This window comes from Pseudoalteromonas luteoviolacea CPMOR-1 (assembly GCF_001625685.1).
Taxonomy (GTDB): Bacteria; Pseudomonadota; Gammaproteobacteria; order Enterobacterales; family Alteromonadaceae; genus Pseudoalteromonas; species Pseudoalteromonas luteoviolacea_K.
Genome location: NZ_AUYC01000039.1, coordinates 99807 through 115252, shown reverse-complemented (window position 1 = coordinate 115252; position 15446 = coordinate 99807). Strand labels below are relative to the sequence as shown.

General features: G+C 43.0%; 13 protein-coding genes. 9 read left to right on the top strand and 4 right to left on the bottom strand.

What is annotated here, in order from left to right; genetic code table 11:
• Positions 1 to 27 precede the first annotated feature (27 nt).
• Genes N473_RS17800 through N473_RS17785 form a run of 4 tightly spaced genes read left to right on the top strand, consistent with a single transcriptional unit; the run spans position 28 to position 3777 of the window.
• Positions 28 to 1182, top strand: a complete 1155-nt coding sequence (locus N473_RS17800) for a methyltransferase (protein ID WP_063369125.1) — start codon at positions 28 to 30, stop codon at positions 1180 to 1182.
• 2 nt (positions 1183 to 1184) lie between these two features.
• Positions 1185 to 1751 (top strand): YajG family lipoprotein, encoded by a 567-nt coding sequence (locus N473_RS17795; protein WP_081221249.1) that lies wholly within the window; start codon positions 1185 to 1187, stop codon positions 1749 to 1751.
• 15 nt (positions 1752 to 1766) lie between these two features.
• Positions 1767 to 2390 carry a peptidylprolyl isomerase gene (locus N473_RS17790; protein WP_063369090.1) on the top strand — a complete coding sequence of 208 codons (624 nt, stop codon included), beginning with the start codon at positions 1767 to 1769 and terminating at the stop codon, positions 2388 to 2390.
• Between the two features lie 7 nt (positions 2391 to 2397).
• Entirely contained in the window at positions 2398 to 3777 is a 1380-nt protein-coding gene (locus N473_RS17785) for an AmpG family muropeptide MFS transporter (protein ID WP_063369089.1), read from the top strand.
• A 42-nt stretch (positions 3778 to 3819) separates the two neighbouring features.
• On the opposite strand, the gene N473_RS17780 is transcribed toward N473_RS17785, so the two are convergent.
• Entirely contained in the window at positions 3820 to 4065 is a 246-nt protein-coding gene (locus N473_RS17780; RefSeq protein ID WP_023399554.1) for a helix-turn-helix domain-containing protein, read from the bottom strand.
• Positions 4066 to 4650: 585 nt separating this feature from the next.
• Positions 4651 to 4989: an iron-sulfur cluster insertion protein ErpA gene (gene erpA, locus N473_RS17775; protein ID WP_039611699.1), complete on the bottom strand. Its 339-nt coding sequence runs from the start codon at positions 4987 to 4989 to the stop codon at positions 4651 to 4653.
• Between the two features lie 214 nt (positions 4990 to 5203).
• Here erpA and N473_RS17770 point away from each other — a divergent pair, with 214 nt between their 5' ends.
• The 5 genes from N473_RS17770 (at position 5204) to N473_RS17750 (ending at position 11769) form a co-directional block, all read left to right on the top strand.
• Complete coding sequence (locus tag N473_RS17770) at positions 5204 to 6886, top strand: chloride channel protein (protein ID WP_063369088.1); 1683 nt, start codon at positions 5204 to 5206, stop codon at positions 6884 to 6886.
• 20 nt (positions 6887 to 6906) lie between these two features.
• The gene (locus N473_RS17765) at positions 6907 to 7341 is read left to right on the top strand and encodes a CopD family protein (protein WP_063369087.1); all 435 of its coding nucleotides are present in this window, start codon (positions 6907 to 6909) and stop codon (positions 7339 to 7341) included.
• Between the two features lie 148 nt (positions 7342 to 7489).
• The gene (locus N473_RS17760; protein ID WP_039611702.1) at positions 7490 to 8506 is read left to right on the top strand and encodes an aspartate carbamoyltransferase; all 1017 of its coding nucleotides are present in this window, start codon (positions 7490 to 7492) and stop codon (positions 8504 to 8506) included.
• 16 nt (positions 8507 to 8522) lie between these two features.
• Positions 8523 to 9809 carry a glutamate-1-semialdehyde 2,1-aminomutase gene (hemL, locus tag N473_RS17755; RefSeq protein ID WP_063369086.1) on the top strand — a complete coding sequence of 429 codons (1287 nt, stop codon included), beginning with the start codon at positions 8523 to 8525 and terminating at the stop codon, positions 9807 to 9809.
• Positions 9810 to 9927: 118 nt separating this feature from the next.
• Positions 9928 to 11769 carry a methyl-accepting chemotaxis protein gene (locus N473_RS17750; RefSeq protein WP_063369085.1) on the top strand — a complete coding sequence of 614 codons (1842 nt, stop codon included), beginning with the start codon at positions 9928 to 9930 and terminating at the stop codon, positions 11767 to 11769.
• A gap of 3 nt (positions 11770 to 11772) precedes the next feature.
• Here the strand turns inward: N473_RS17750 and mrcB are convergent, their stop codons facing one another.
• Together mrcB and N473_RS17740 are read right to left on the bottom strand one after the other, a co-directional pair.
• Entirely contained in the window at positions 11773 to 14019 is a 2247-nt protein-coding gene (mrcB, locus tag N473_RS17745; protein ID WP_419555160.1) for a penicillin-binding protein 1B, read from the bottom strand.
• 187 nt (positions 14020 to 14206) lie between these two features.
• On the bottom strand, positions 14207 to 15436 hold the full coding sequence (locus tag N473_RS17740; RefSeq protein WP_063369083.1) for an ammonium transporter: 1230 nt from the start codon (positions 15434 to 15436) through the stop codon (positions 14207 to 14209).
• Positions 15437 to 15446: the final 10 nt, after the last annotated feature.

Below are 15446 nucleotides of genomic sequence, written 5' to 3'. Positions count from 1 at the left end.
CACATTGTTAGTGAAAAATATAGACCTATGACAACCGACGCGGTATTGGCTAATCGCCCATTTACTTTACATCGATTTCCTCTAGAACAAAAAAATCGCAGTTTACAGGCTTGGGATGCCGCAGACGAGTATCTACTTGAACACATCAACGAAGACTACTCTGATGTGCGAAAAATATTAGTGTTAAATGACAGCTTTGGCGCACTTAGTTGCGCACTGTCCGTTATTTACCAACATGATGATCAGCTCCCTGCCATTCATTTTGTCAACGACTCTTTTGTGAGCACTGCAGCATGTAAATACAATTTGAGCGAAAACCAGCTACCTGATACCCATATCTCATTTTTAGATAGCTTGGATGTGCTGCCCCATGACATCGATTTAGTGATACTAAAAATACCTAAAAATGCCGGTTATTTACAGCACCAGTTAGCAAAATTGAGTCACTTACCCGCAGACATCCCTGTTATTGCCGCAGGTAAAGCAAAAGAGATCCATACCTCGACACTAAAGTCGTTTAACCACTTTATTTACGAACCAAAAACCAGTTTGGCCGTTAAAAAGTCTCGGCTCATTTTTTCTAAGACGACCAACAAGCCCGTTGCTTGCAAGTTTCCAATATCTTGGTCATTAGAAAACACAGAGATGACTATCACCAATCATGCCAATGTTTTTTCACGTGATTCCTTAGATATAGGTGCACGGTTTTTCTTCAATTATTTACCTGCAGGTAAAAAGGCGCTCAACATCATTGATTTAGGTTGTGGTAATGGCGTGATTGGACTGCAAACATTAAACCGTATGCCCAATGCAAAAGTCACCTTTGTAGATGAATCTGCGATGGCAGTGGCCAGTGCAAAATTAAATGTCGAACATAACTTGCCAGATAGATTCTCTGACTGCCAATTTATTCACAATGATTGCTTAACTGGCTTTGCACCGAATAGTGCGGATTTAGTGCTGTGTAACCCACCATTCCACCAAGCACAGGCCATCACAGATCACATTGCATGGCAGATGTTCTTGCAGGCTAAACATACCTTGCGAAATGGAGGGGAACTCAGAATCATAGGCAACCGGCATCTAGACTATCTAGATAAGTTGCAACGACTTTTTGGTAATTGTAAGGTGCTGGGCAACAATAAAAAGTTTACCGTATTAAGCGTAATAAAAAGGAGCTAATCATGGCAAAAATATTCTACTCTCTTGCAACGGCTGGCATTTTAACCGTGTTATCAGGTTGCGCAGCAGCCCCAAAGTCAGTCATCATGAACCCTGAATATTCTGCTGGCCAAGTCGTGCAGCTCAATGTGCCTTTGAACGTAAACATTGTCGACCTGAGAACATCCAAGTTCACCGTCAAAGTTCTGGATACAGAGCCTGCTGTTTACTTACCTGATGCAAACTTGCCGGTCACTATTTCTAATGTATTTAAACAGGCCTTGGTAGCGAATAACGCAAACATTACTTCAGAAGCAAAAACAACAATTACACTGGAGATAAATAAGTTCTTAGCGCAAGTGACTGAAACATACAGCAAGCATGAAAGCAATGCCGAAGCTGAATTTAAAGTGACGGTCAATAAGCCAAGTGGTACTTTTAGTAAGTCATACACAGGGACTCGCGCGCTATCGGGCTCATTAAAACACGACCAAGCCAAGGTGGAAGGTCAGCTTAATATGCTCGCACAACAACTTGTCACTCATATAATTAAAGACAAAGAGTTAATTGATTTTATCGCACAACAATAATAAGAGGCAGTCAACATGATCCGCATATTGGTTTTTGCTTTCATAATTGTAACAGCAAGCTTTGCACAAGCAGCTAATAAAGAAGGACGCTTCGTCCAAAAAGACAATCTGTTCCCTAAAGTTCAGATCAATACATCACTGGGTAAAATCATCGTAGAGCTGGACCGCTCGCGCGCGCCGTTGACGGTCAATAACTTTTTAACCTATGTTGTCAATGGTGACTATAAAGGTTCTGTTTTTCATCGAGTTGAACGTGATGAAGCCAATGAAAAAGATTTTGTGATCCAAGGAGGCGGCTACGACAAAGACTATGATGGCATGTTCGAGCGCAAACCCATTTTCAATGAAAGTGGTAATGGCCTTAAAAATGAAATGTACTCCGTCGCGATGGCCTACCAAGACAGTAAACCGCATTCGGGTACCCGTCAGTTCTTCTTTAATATGGATGACAATGACCATTTAAATCCAGGTAGAGACTGGGGGTTTGCAGTATTTGGTAATGTCACCGATGGCTATGAAACATTGGATAAAATCATGCAAGTGGAAACCGGCTACAATCAAAAGTTAGGTTACTCATTTATCCCAAAGACCGCGGTTATCATTCATAGCGTCGATATCTTACCCGCTGAAGAGTTTTAACTAAACCATGATGACATCAGCCAGTATTTCCCAATACCTAAGTTATTACAAAGACAAACGACTGCTGACTGTATTTGCATTTGGTATGAGTCAGGGCTTCCCTTGGGTGCTGATTGGCTCAGTCATGTCTGCGTGGCTAAAAGATGAAGGCCTTAGCCGCAGTCTAATTGGATTGTTTGGTATTGTTTTTAGCGCCTATACCATTAACTTTCTGTGGTCTCCATTGGTCGATAGACTGAAGCTCCCCGTGCTTGGTAGTATGCTGGGTCAGCGCAGGAGTTGGATTTTACTCGGGCAAGTCGTTATTACGGCAAGTGCCGCATGTTTGGCATTTATTGATTTAAAAACGAGTCTGTTTTATGCGGCTCTACTGTGCTTTTTAATTGCATTGTTTGCTGCAACACATGATATTGCTATCGATGGTTATCGTATTGATGTACTGCCCCAATCAGAAAGTGAAAAGTCAACAGCAGCCGCAGCCATGGCAACCTCAGGTTGGTGGAGCGGATATGCCTTGCTCGGCGCAATTCCTTTCATTGCAGCCGATCTGCCCAATATATCATGGTCAGATGTGTATATACTGCTTGCAGTGATAATGGCGTTACTCTGTATTGTGACATTGGTAGCTAAAGAGCCGGAGTCTCACCGTGATACAGCACAAGCGCAAATACAAAAAGCATACGAAGAAAAACTCTCTCAACTTGGCCATTCCAAAACCAATAAGCTACTCGCTTGGCTTGGAGTGACACTGGTCGCGCCATTTGTCAGCTTTTTTAATAAAAATGGTGTCAAAACAGCACTCGCGCTTTTAACCTTTATCTTTTTATTTAAGATTGGCGAAGCGTTTTTGGCGCGTATGTCCATCGTATTTTATAAAGAAATTGGATTTACAAATACGCAAATTGCGCAATTCTCAAAGCTCGGCACCGGGCTTATTACCATTGTATTTGCTTTCCTTGGCAGTATTTTTAATCATAAATACGGCATCGTAAAAGGTTTGTTTATCAGTGGTGTCGCAATGGCTGCCTCTAACTTGATTTTTTCTTGGATAGCCGTTGCTGGGCCAAAAGTGTCACTTTATGCTCTGGCCATTGTTGTTGATGGTTTTACCCAAGCGTGGTCATTGGTTGCCATGGTCGCTTTCATTTCTATGCTCTGCGATAGAACCTTTAGTGCAACGCATTATGCGCTACTGGCATCATTAGGCAGTTTAGGCCGAACCGTATTGTCGAGTTACAGTGGTGTCGTTATTGATGACTGGCTAGGGGGTAACTGGGCAGTATTCTTTGTTATAACTGCGTTGATGGTGATCCCATCTTTGGTCTTTCTCTACTTTATCCGACATAAGCTCTATGCAATAGAGACTGATTATAAGAAACAAGACTAAGGTGCATTTCCCTGCACCTTGTATTCTTAATCCCGTAAAGGGTTATAGCTCTTCTTTGTTAATTAAAGATAAGCCTTCATACGGGTCAACTTCTAACGCTTCACAATAGCGTAAAAATTCAATCACATCTAAACGGCGCTCTTGGTTCTCAATCTTTCCGATAAAAGAATGCGGCGTCCCTAAAACTTGAGCAAGGCTACGCATTGTATGACCTTTCTCATGACGCTTCGATTTTAACCATTTTGTTAACTTTCCGTTTTCTTCCGAAGAAACCGTTTTACCCATCATAAATAAACATCTCCTACTTGATGATTAATCTCAACTGGCCTCGTGAAATTTGCCCGTCTCACTCGGCTGGCTATTGTATTTTAAAAAATAATACCTCTGTAGGCCCTATAGGCCTTGCACATTTCCTGTATCAACAACAGGCGTGTTCCTATGTACCCAATTAGGTATAGACTATCTTACCGCTAAAACCTAATAAATTTTTGAAAAACTATATTCGTTTTTTTCATGTAGGGTACATACTACACTTTAACAAAAATTTTATATCTTGTACCAGTATTTGAAATAATTTATTTTTCTTTTAAAAATAAGCATTTACAGCTAATCTTAAAATTAACTTAAAAAAAAGGGCTTCAAAATGTTCCGGATCTTATTTTTATTGCCACTTATTTTGTGTTTTGGATGGTATTACTTTTTGCGGATCAATAATGTCCCCATTAAGCAAGGAAAACGCGGTTTTGTTTATATTCTTTTATTTTCAGCATTTATCCTCGGGTTTTTTGTCTTAATGATGCATGTGACTAACCCGGCATAAAAAAGCCATGCTATTGCATGGCTTTTCCCAGTGATTTGAAACCGTCTCAGTTGTTACACACTGAAACTTGCACCACAACCACAAGTCGTCGTCGCATTTGGGTTGTTTACAAAAAAACGTGCACCTTCTAACCCTTCAGTGTAATCGACGATACCATCCATTAAGTATTGAATACTCATTGGGTCCACCACCATGACCACACCATTTTTTTCGATTTCCAAATCGCCTGGGTTTACCTTTTCGTCAAACGTAAATCCATATTGAAAACCAGAGCATCCTCCACCAGTTACATATACACGAAGCTTTAGTTCAGGATTTTCCTCTTCGGAAATCAATTCTTTTACGCGTGCAGCAGCTGCATCGCTAAACTTAATCGGTAACTCTTCTGACATGTGCATTCGACCCTTGTACAATAATTAGCGGAATTATCTAATACCCGACTATTTTAATCAAGTATGGTCATGTCCCTGAATTCTTGCACGCCCAGTATGTACCCAAACTGAATAATCACTGTCATAAAAGTGTATAAAGCTAGATTTATGTCAGGGACTTAGTATTATTCTTTTGATAAAATACTGATGAAACTTCAACCTCAAGCATTGAATTATGACACTTGATCAAGTGAGGCGACGCCTTGCACAACCTCGAACTTCCGCCCAGCTTTGCCTGCTAGGCGTGTGCGCAGGATTAATTGCTGCAATTTTAATCATCTTATTCCGTTTGATGATAGAGTTTGTTCAGTCTACCTTTCTTGAAAGTCATGATGACTTTACCTCTTTAGCAGAACACCAAAGGCTACTGCTTCCCGTCGGCGCAGCATTAGTTATCGCACTATTTGCAAACTTAACGGGGTTTAAGCATTATCGACTCGGTATTCCTTTTGTTATAAACCGCATAAAGCACCACTATGGACACATGCCAATTTGGAACTCTGTGAACCAGTTTTTTGGCGGTGGTATCGCACTTATCTGTGGCTTTTCAGTGGGTCGTGAAGGGCCATCTGTCCACATGGGAGCAACAGGTGCAAGCGTTTTGACTGAACGCTTACACTTACCCCATAACGCAGCAAGAACACTGGCCGGCTGTGGTGTTGCAGCCGGCATTGCCGCCTCATTTAATACCCCTTTAGCGGCTGTTATTTTTGTTATGGAAGTCGTGCTTAGGGAGTACAAAATCCATATCTTTGTTCCCATCATGCTGGCAGCCGTTACTGGCGCCTTAGCAACACAGTTTGTATTTGGTAATGTCTCCGAACTTTCATTAATTCAAATAGAAATGCTCAGCTTCTGGCACTACCCGTACTTAATCATATGTGGGTTTGCACTGGGTGCTGTTGCCTTTGCATTCAATCAAAACCTGATGTTAATTATCAAAACTTTTAAACCAATTAGTATGTTCCCACGTTTGCTACTTGCTGGTTTAATTGCTGGACTCATTGGCTATATGGTGCCTGAGGCCATGGGCTCGGGTATGAGCGCCATTAAACTTGCCGTTGAAACGCCAGACAATTTGCAATTGCTCACGACTATTTTCATTGCAAAGCTACTTGCCACCTTGTTTGCAATTGGGCTGGGTATTCCCGGCGGATTGATAGGACCGGTGATAGGGCTTGGTGTTATCATGGGCACCCTCATGGCCTTTTTTGCACAATTTATTTCACCAGAAGTCAATGTCGCTGGTACCTATGGAGTACTTGGCATGGCAGGACTATTAGCAGCCACCTTACATGCCCCACTAGCGGCTTTAACAGCCGTGATGGAACTCACCTCAAATCCGCAAATCGTGGTACCTGCAATGTTGGTGATTTCTACCGCCTATGTGACCGCGTTACAAGTTTTTGGTAATCGTTCTATTTTCATTCAACAACTTGACTTTCAAGGCTTGCCTTATCAAGTTTCTCCTGCCAAAGAAGCCCTGCAAAAAGTCGGGATCGTGGAAGAGATGGAAGAAGATTTTAAATTGCTGTACTCAAACGACCCAGAGCAAATTAAAGCAACACTTAGTGCAGTCGATAGCCAAACTCCCCTGATCACTTACGATGAAGAAAATGGCTACCGTTTGGCAGAGTATGATTTAACCTTGGTATCTGATGACAGCGCAACGATTAAATATTTGCCACTACAAGGGCTCAGTACACAAGCGACATTGGCTGAGGCATTCGAAATATTGAAAGATAAGCGCTCTGGCGCAGTGTATGTTTACAACCAAAAAGATAGCTTACAAATAATGGGGGTTGTGCGTTGGGATAAGCTGCGCCACATCCTCACCATGAGAAACAGTTTACTTTAATCAAAAAAATAAGGGGCATTATGAGCGCTTTGCTGATTTATAAAGCTTTGCACATATTTTTTATGGTCGCGTGGTTCGCCGGCATTTTTTATTTGCCAAGGTTATTTATCTATCACACCATGACAGAAGAAAAAGCCTGCTCTGCCATGCTAAAGATTATGGAGCGAAGACTACTCTACTTTGTCACACCATTTGCAATTTTGACCACCGTCTTTGGTGTATTGACTATCATGGAGTACGGTAGAGAGTGGTTTAAATACAACATGTGGCTACACTATAAACTCGTGTTTGTGATTATTCTTTATATTTATCATGCGTATTGTTTCAAGCTCCTCGCCGACTTCAAACACGACAGAAATATTCGCAGCACTCGATTTTATCGTTTCTTTAACGAGTTCCCTGTGTTCTTATTGCTACCTATCATCTTACTCGCAGTCTTAAAGCCACTTTTTTAATAGAAATATGACGGTATCCTGCCGTCATACTCTCCTGTTAGCGCGCAATTATGCTATCATATCGTTCCAGTAACCTGCGTTGCCAAGGTTATCTCGGTTAGGAGCGCACCCCGCCTCCTGTTGTCAATCTGTGATTAGGAATCGCCGCATGCTAAGTTTCCAAGGTGAAAACATCCTTTCTGTCAATCAACTCGATAGAGAAGCCATTGAATTAATTTTTGACGTTGCAAAGCGCATGGAACCTTATGCTAAAAAGCATAAGCGTACTCAAGTGCTTGAAGGTGCTGTACTGGCAAATTTATTCTTTGAGCCAAGCACTCGTACCCGTGTCAGTTTTGGTACTGCATTTAACTTATTAGGTGGTTTAGTAAGAGAAACCACAGGTATGCAAAGCTCTGCATTGGCTAAGGGTGAGTCTTTGTATGATACAGCGCGTGTTATTTCTGCCTATGCGGATGCTGTTGCTATGCGCCACCCAGATGCGGGCAGTGTGGCTGAATTTGCCACAGGCTCAGATGTACCTGTTTTGAACGGTGGTGATGGGCCAAACGAGCACCCAACGCAAGCACTGTTAGATTTATTAACGATTGACCGAGAGCTTAGCCGCTTTGACCGTACTGTTGATGGTATGCATATCGCGTTAGTGGGCGATCTAAAGTATGGCAGAACCGTGCATTCGCTATCAAAGCTTCTTTGTCACTATAAAAATATTAAGTTTTCAATGGTTGCGCCAGATGGCTTGCAAATGCCAGATTATGTCTTGGATGCGGTCTCCAATGCTGGACACCAAATCGAGCTTGTATCTCAAATGGAGGGGAATCTCGCTGCGGATATCGTTTATCAAACGCGTATTCAAGAAGAGCGTTTCCCGTCTCAAGAAGAAGCAAACAAGTACCGTGGCGGCTTCAGAATAAGCCAAGCAATCTACGACGCACACTGTAAGCCTGAATCAGTATTAATGCACCCACTCCCTAGAGATAGCCGCAGTGATGCGAATGAACTAGACAACGATTTAAATAGTAATGATAACTTGGCAATCTTCAGACAAGTACAAAACGGTGTTTTGATCCGTATGGCCCTTTTCGCACTGACGCTCGGTGTAGAAAACAAAGTACAGCAATACGAAACCAACGTACCTTGGTTCAGCAGAAAGCGCCAAAGTTAACCAAAAAGGATACATTATGACAATTAGCCAAGACTTATTTGAGCGTGCACAAACCTCTATCCCAGGAGGCGTTAACTCGCCAGTAAGGGCATTTAATGGTGTGGGCGGCACACCATTATTTATCACCAAAGCAGAAGGTCCATTTACCTTTGACGCTGACAATAATCGTTACATTGACTATGTTGGCTCTTGGGGACCGATGATCCTTGGCCACAACCACCCAGAAATTAAACAAGCGGTATTAGAAGCTGTGGAAAACGGCCTGAGCTACGGTGCGCCTACTGAAACTGAAATTTTAATGGCAGAAAAAGTTAAAGCTCTTGTGCCGTCGATTGAAAAAGTTCGTATGGTGAGCTCAGGTACTGAAGCGACAATGAGTGCGATCCGCCTCGCTCGTGGCTTCACTGGCAGAGATAAGATATTAAAATTCGAAGGCTGCTACCATGGTCATGCCGACTCTCTACTGGTAAAAGCAGGCTCTGGCGCACTAACCATGGGCGTACCAAATTCTCCGGGTATTCCTGCTGACTTTGCAAAACATACACTTACAGTGTCATTTAATAATTTGGATGAAGTCAAAGCGATTTTTGAAGAATATAAAGACGAAATCGCGTGTATTATCGTTGAACCCGTTGCAGGCAATATGAACTGTATCCCACCTGTTGAAGGGTTTTTAGAAGGCCTTCGTGCAGTATGTGATGAGCACAAGTCAATACTTATCTTCGATGAAGTGATGACAGGCTTCCGTGTTGCCCTTGGAGGTGCGCAAGCTTATTACAATATCGATCCAGATCTGACTTGCTTAGGCAAAGTGATCGGTGGTGGCATGCCAGTAGGTGCCTTTGGTGGTAAGCGTGAAATCATGGATTACATCGCACCAATAGGTCCTGTTTATCAAGCGGGTACGCTCTCCGGTAACCCCATTGCGATGGCAGCTGGCCTTAAAGCACTTGAGTTACTTTCTGAGCCAAACTTACATGATACGTTAGAAGCTAAAAGCAAAGCGCTATGTGCTGGCTTCCAAGCGGCAGCGGATAAGCATGGTATTCCACTGACGACTAACTTCGCCGGTGGCATGTTTGGCTTCTTTTTCACTTCCGCCGAGCGTGTTGATACCTACCAACAGGCGACTGAATGTGACCTAGATAGATTTAAGCGCTTCTTCCACTTGATGCTAGAAGAAGGTGTATACCTTGCACCATCCGCATTTGAAGCTGGCTTTGTCAGCACTATGCACAGCGAAGAAGACATCAACAACACTATCGCAGCGGCTGATCGTGCTTTTGCGAAGCTCCTTGCTTAAATAAAAAAGCCCTTCATGGGCTTTTTTTTCATCTTGAAGAAAAAATTTCTTTTCCTTTGAACTATTCTTTGTATTACTCAGGTCTCTATCTCGTGATTCAATAACAAAGACTTAAATTATGACAGGACTCAGATCACTATGTAGCCCCGCCATTGCATTTATGGCGCAATTAAAATACAAAACAAAAATTAGCCTCGTTTTTGGCATTTTGCTCTTACCACTGGCATTGAGTCTGTTTTTTCTTAATTCGACGTTGACTCATTCAATCCAAGTTAGCCAACAGCAGCAGCAAGGGCTTAATCTATACCCTAAACTACTAGAAAATATTATTAATGACAGACAACAAGATAACCAAAGGTTGCTTGACCAAAGTGGTTTTTCTGTCAATGCAAAAGCGTCGAATACACCACTGGAGCAAGTTTCTATCGCATCCAAGTTGGCCATCGATAACGACTTAAGCCGCTCTTATTTAAATCGCTCATTGGTCGAGTCTCTGCCGAAAGTCGTGTATCAAATCAACGATATTGCGGAACAAGCAAATGGGATCATAAGTCGCGGACGATTTACGCCGGACTCCTTCATTGCACTGTCCAACCTCAATAAAGCATTACCTATCGTAAAATCACAATTGCTCGACAAGCTAGAGGTCGCCGCATTAGAGAGCCAGTTTGTAAAACAGCAACTATCAACACAAATTAATGCGCTTAATTCAGCATTAGATAGCTATCAGCAAGCCATTAAAACCAAGCTACTCGACCCCGATGATATTGAACTGACAGCCGGTGCATTTTCAACTGCACACCGCAATGTTCAGCGTAAAACACAAGATTTAGTTACTGTTGCTTTACCCACGCTCAAAGCCATGTTGCAGGAAAAGCTTGAAAGAGAGCAAACTATTCGTAATTTAGTGGCCGCTGCGTCTATTCTCAGTTTATCCATCGCGCTTTACTTAATGCTAGGGTTTTATTTCGCGGTCGTAGATACGATTTCTGAGTTTTCACAATCAGCACAACGCGCTGCGCAAGGTGATCTGCGAGCTCGTGCAACTTCCCATGGCAGTGATGAGCTCAATGAAATCGTCGCTCAATATAATCGAGTGCTCGATGCTTTTACAACGCTTCTTGGTGATGTGCACAACACCACCAGCGACTTACACCATGCCACAGATAAGCTAAGTCATATCAGCCAAGATACACGTCATGATGTTGCACAGCAGCAAATCAAAATCTCTGGTATACATGCAGCTTTGTCAGAGATGGCAAGTGCCGCAGACTCTGTTGAAACCTCTGCACAACATGCAACAGAGCTTGCAAGTACCGCTGCTGAGCAGGTAAAACAGGGCAGTCTAAATACCACAGAACTGGCGCAACATATGACTGTGCTACAAAGCGAATTTGAAGAAAGTCGACTCGCTTTAGACAAACTCGCGCAAGATAGCCAAAACATCAGCAAGGTAAGTTTAGGGATAAGCGAAATTGCTGAACAAACTAATTTACTTGCGCTCAACGCGGCAATTGAAGCTGCTCGTGCAGGTGAACAAGGCCGAGGGTTTGCGGTTGTAGCTGATGAAGTGCGCACATTAGCAAAACGTACACAACAACAAACTGAAGAGATCCATACCATCATCAAATCATTGCAAAATGCCTCAAATGATACGCAACAAAAAATGTTAAGTAGCGTTGAAAAAATGGAAAGAGGGGTGACTGCCGCAACCCAGACTAATCAGATATTAAGTGCAGCAGAACAAAGCATGACGGATATTGATCAACAGGGGCATGTCATTAGAGAGCTTGTCCAACAACAGACTCAAGCAACACAACAAGCGCTCTCAGAATCTGGCGAAATCAGTGACCTTGCAGAGCACACTTTGGGTTCTGCAGAAGCCACTCAAGACGATGCACATCAACTCAGTAGCATGGCTGCCAACTTAAAGTCTGCGATGAGTCAGTTCAGAACTTAATCATCACTGACAGCTAGGGTTTGGATTAAACAACTCAGCTCGAAGTGGCAGCTGTATCGCAGGGCCGCAATGCGGCGCTGCTTGCTTGCCCGTTTGCTTATTCACAAAAGCCCATTTTACTCCAGCAGGCCGTTCATCGACTATGGCTTGCGGATTGAGCGGCTTCAAATAACGAATATAGAGCTCAAGTGCACCTCGCCCGCCAGTTAACTTCGCTGGCTTATTATCGTCACGGCCAATCCATGTCACCGTAACCGTGTTGTGGTCAAACCCCGTAAACCAGCTATCTCGCATGTCATTACTTGTTCCGGTTTTACCTGCTAGCTGTACCGAGGGGAAATGCTTATTTAAGCGCTTACCCGTGCCACTCTTTGTCACACGTTTGAGGCCATATTTGGTCATATACACAGAAACAGGATCAAAACGTTGCGCACGCTCAGGATGATGCTTATATAGGGTCTTACCAGCAGAGTCCGTGATCGCAGAAATACTGGTAAGCGCACTATAACGGCCATTGGCAGCCAATGTAGTATACATTTGCGCGACATCGAAGCTTGATAGTTCAACAGCGCCCAATAACATCGAGGGGTAAGTTGGAATATCACTTTGTATGCCAAGTTCAGTCATCGTTTGTGCAACTTGATGCACCCCCACATCCAGTCCTAGATTAACCGCTGGTATATTCAAACTTTTACTGAATGCTTCGTATAAAGGCACCTGGCCTCTAAATTTATGATCAAAGTTTTCCGGAGACCAGGTTTTACCTGAAGCATCCGTTACTTGTAAAGGCGCATCCTCTATCAATGTCCCTAAATTATAATCTTGCTGTAAAGCCGTCAAATAAATCGCAGGCTTAACCAATGATCCCACGCTCCGTTTAGTGTCCAATACGCGGTTAAAACCAGAAAACCGCATCTGTCTGCCTGCAACTAATGCTGATACGCCAGACTTCTCAGCATTGACTGAAATCATTGCAACTTCTAATCCAGAGGTACCAAAACGGCGCTCCAAATACGGCAACCCAGACACGACAGCCTCTTCCATCGCGCTTTGTTTTTGTAACTCAAAATACGTAAATATCCGCACACCAGCATGAATAATATCGTCACTGGGGACTAGCTCTTTTAACTCGCGATTCACTAGCTCCAGATAACCTGGGTAAGACTGCAGTAAGCTCTCCTTCAGAGGCTGTATCTCGATTTTCCGCTCCAGTGACTGGCGATATTCTGTGGTGGAGATGATGCCGTTTTCTGCCATTAAGCGCAGCACCAAATCTCGACGCTCCATGGTTCGCTCTGGGTATCTTCTCGGATTATAAAACGAAGGCCCTTTAACCATGGCCACTAATAGTGCAATTTGATCAAACTCCAACTCATCAACAGGTTTGGCAAAATAAAACTCTGAAGCTAAGCCCATTCCATGCACGCCCTGATTATAGGCTTGACCCAAATAAACCTCATTAAGATAGGCTTCCAAAATTTCATCTTTGCTATATCTATAATCTAAGATTAAAGCGATGAACGCCTCATTTATTTTTCGGATGATTGAGCGCTCTCGAGTGAGGTAAAAGTTTTTTGCAAGTTGTTGTGTCAGCGTACTTCCACCTTGTACCGTGCGGCCAGCGCGTATATTGCTGTATAAGGCACGCATAATAGACCACACAGATACCCCGTGATGTTCATAAAAGTTACGATCTTCAACGGCCAAAAGCGCTTGCTTTAACACATTTGGAAATTTAGCCAGAGGTACAAATTCACGGTCTTGATTAGTTTCATTGCCAATACGGGCAATTTGTACGGGCTCCAGTCGCTCACCAGAAATACGTCGACCACTTTTATCAACGATATTTGCCAATTTCTTACCTGCAAAGTTCAGCGTAAAGACCCGAGGTGACTCTGCGCCTTCATAAAACTCAAATGCACGTCGAAAAATGGTGATAGTACGCCCTTGGACAAGATATTGGCCTGTGCCTTTGATTCTATTAACTCTTGAATAATTTAGCCGCTCTAACTCCCAGAGCACTTCTTCTTCTGAAAGATATTGATCCGGATAAAATGACATAGCTCGCGCATAGACTTGCACAGGCAGCTGCCATTTATTTCCTTCAAATTGCTTGCTCACTTTGGCGTCGAGGTAAATCACATACATTGCGACTGCACAACAAACGGCAAGCCCACCTTTCCAAAACAATGCCCACAGTGTCTGCAATACACTTGATTTTAATATTCCAAGGCGCTGCTTTATTGACATTTTTTTAGGGTTAGGCGCTTTTCTCGTGGACCGTTTTGGCTTTGACTTGTTTGCAGGAGTACGTTTTTTCTCTGACATTTACCGAGGCGATGTTTACCGTAATTACAATGATGCTAGATTAACTTAGATTCACTGTGACTGAAACTAAAAAAGCAGGCTTATACCTGCTTTTTTAACCGCTTACGTATTAGTGATTTCGTATTGTGACAAATTCAGGGTAAGCATCTACACCACAGTCATGTTGGTCCATGCCACTGAGCTCTTCTTCTTCTGTCACCCTGATCCCCATGGTTTTTTTCAAAAGTGCCCATACTAGATATGATGTGACAAAAACAAAGCCTAGAATCGATACCAACCCTATCAACTGCGATACGAAATTCGCGTCACTATTAGAGAAAGGCACCATCATTACCCCTAAACAACCACACACACCATGGACAGATATCGCGCCAACAGGATCATCTATTTTTAGCTTGTCCAAAGTGACGATGCTAAACACCACTAGGCTGCCGCCAAGCGCACCAAGAATACACGCTAACAGAGGAGTTGGAGAAGCAGGTTCAGCCGTAATTGTCACAAGACCTGCCAATGCACCATTTAAAATCATCGTTAAATCTGCCTTTTTCCACATGATTTTACAAACTAACAGCGCTGATATTGCGCCTGCTGCAGCGGCGGCATTGGTATTGAGCATGATCTGACTCACCGCAATCGCATTTTCTTTATCCGCTAAAAATAGCTGAGATCCGCCATTAAATCCGAACCACCCCATCCATAAAATAAACGTACCGAGCGTTGCAAGCGGTAGGTTGGAGCCAGGAATTGGGTAGATCTCTCCATGCTTACCATACTTGCCTTTTCTCGCGCCCAGTAGAAGTACACCAGCCAATGCAGCTGCGGCACCTGCACCATGCACAATGGCAGACCCTGCAAAGTCAACAAACCCTAATTCAGATAAGAAACCCGCACCCCAACTCCAATAACCTTGTATTGGATAAATAAGTCCAGTAAGTACCACTGTAAATAATAAAAATGCCCATAACTTCATTCTTTCAGCAACCGCGCCAGAAACAATAGACATCGCCGTTGCGACAAATACCACCTGGAAGAAAAAGTCAGATTCCAACGCATGGTCTGCATCCGCGGAAGCTTCCCCGATCAATGCGCCAAAGCTTGGTACAAATCCGCCTTCCGAATTGCCCACATACATTATGTTGTAGCCAATTAACAAATACATGGTGCATGCAATAGCATAGAGCGCAATATTTTTAGTCAGAATTTCAGTGGTGTTTTTAGATCTCACCAAACCTGCTTCAAGCATGGCAAAGCCAGCAGCCATCCACATAACTAAAACACCTGATATCAAAAAATAAAAAGTATTGAGTGAAAATTGTAATTCTATGATTGTGTTATCCATCAGGTGCTCC

Excerpts from the sequence above, each read along its gene's own strand:
- N473_RS17800 (WP_063369125.1), top strand. The coding sequence starts at position 28 with ATGACAACCGACGCGGTATTGGCTAATCGCCCATTTACTTTACATCGA.
- N473_RS17795 (WP_081221249.1), top strand. The coding sequence starts at position 1,185 with ATGGCAAAAATATTCTACTCTCTTGCAACGGCTGGCATTTTAACCGTG.
- N473_RS17790 (WP_063369090.1), top strand. The coding sequence starts at position 1,767 with ATGATCCGCATATTGGTTTTTGCTTTCATAATTGTAACAGCAAGCTTT.
- N473_RS17785 (WP_063369089.1), top strand. The coding sequence starts at position 2,398 with ATGATGACATCAGCCAGTATTTCCCAATACCTAAGTTATTACAAAGAC.
- N473_RS17780 (WP_023399554.1), bottom strand. The coding sequence starts at position 4,065 with ATGATGGGTAAAACGGTTTCTTCGGAAGAAAACGGAAAGTTAACAAAA.
- erpA (WP_039611699.1), bottom strand. The coding sequence starts at position 4,989 with ATGTCAGAAGAGTTACCGATTAAGTTTAGCGATGCAGCTGCTGCACGC.
- N473_RS17770 (WP_063369088.1), top strand. The coding sequence starts at position 5,204 with ATGACACTTGATCAAGTGAGGCGACGCCTTGCACAACCTCGAACTTCC.
- N473_RS17765 (WP_063369087.1), top strand. The coding sequence starts at position 6,907 with ATGAGCGCTTTGCTGATTTATAAAGCTTTGCACATATTTTTTATGGTC.
- N473_RS17760 (WP_039611702.1), top strand. The coding sequence starts at position 7,490 with ATGCTAAGTTTCCAAGGTGAAAACATCCTTTCTGTCAATCAACTCGAT.
- hemL (WP_063369086.1), top strand. The coding sequence starts at position 8,523 with ATGACAATTAGCCAAGACTTATTTGAGCGTGCACAAACCTCTATCCCA.
- N473_RS17750 (WP_063369085.1), top strand. The coding sequence starts at position 9,928 with ATGACAGGACTCAGATCACTATGTAGCCCCGCCATTGCATTTATGGCG.
- mrcB (WP_419555160.1), bottom strand. The coding sequence starts at position 14,019 with ATGTCAATAAAGCAGCGCCTTGGAATATTAAAATCAAGTGTATTGCAG.
- N473_RS17740 (WP_063369083.1), bottom strand. The coding sequence starts at position 15,436 with ATGGATAACACAATCATAGAATTACAATTTTCACTCAATACTTTTTAT.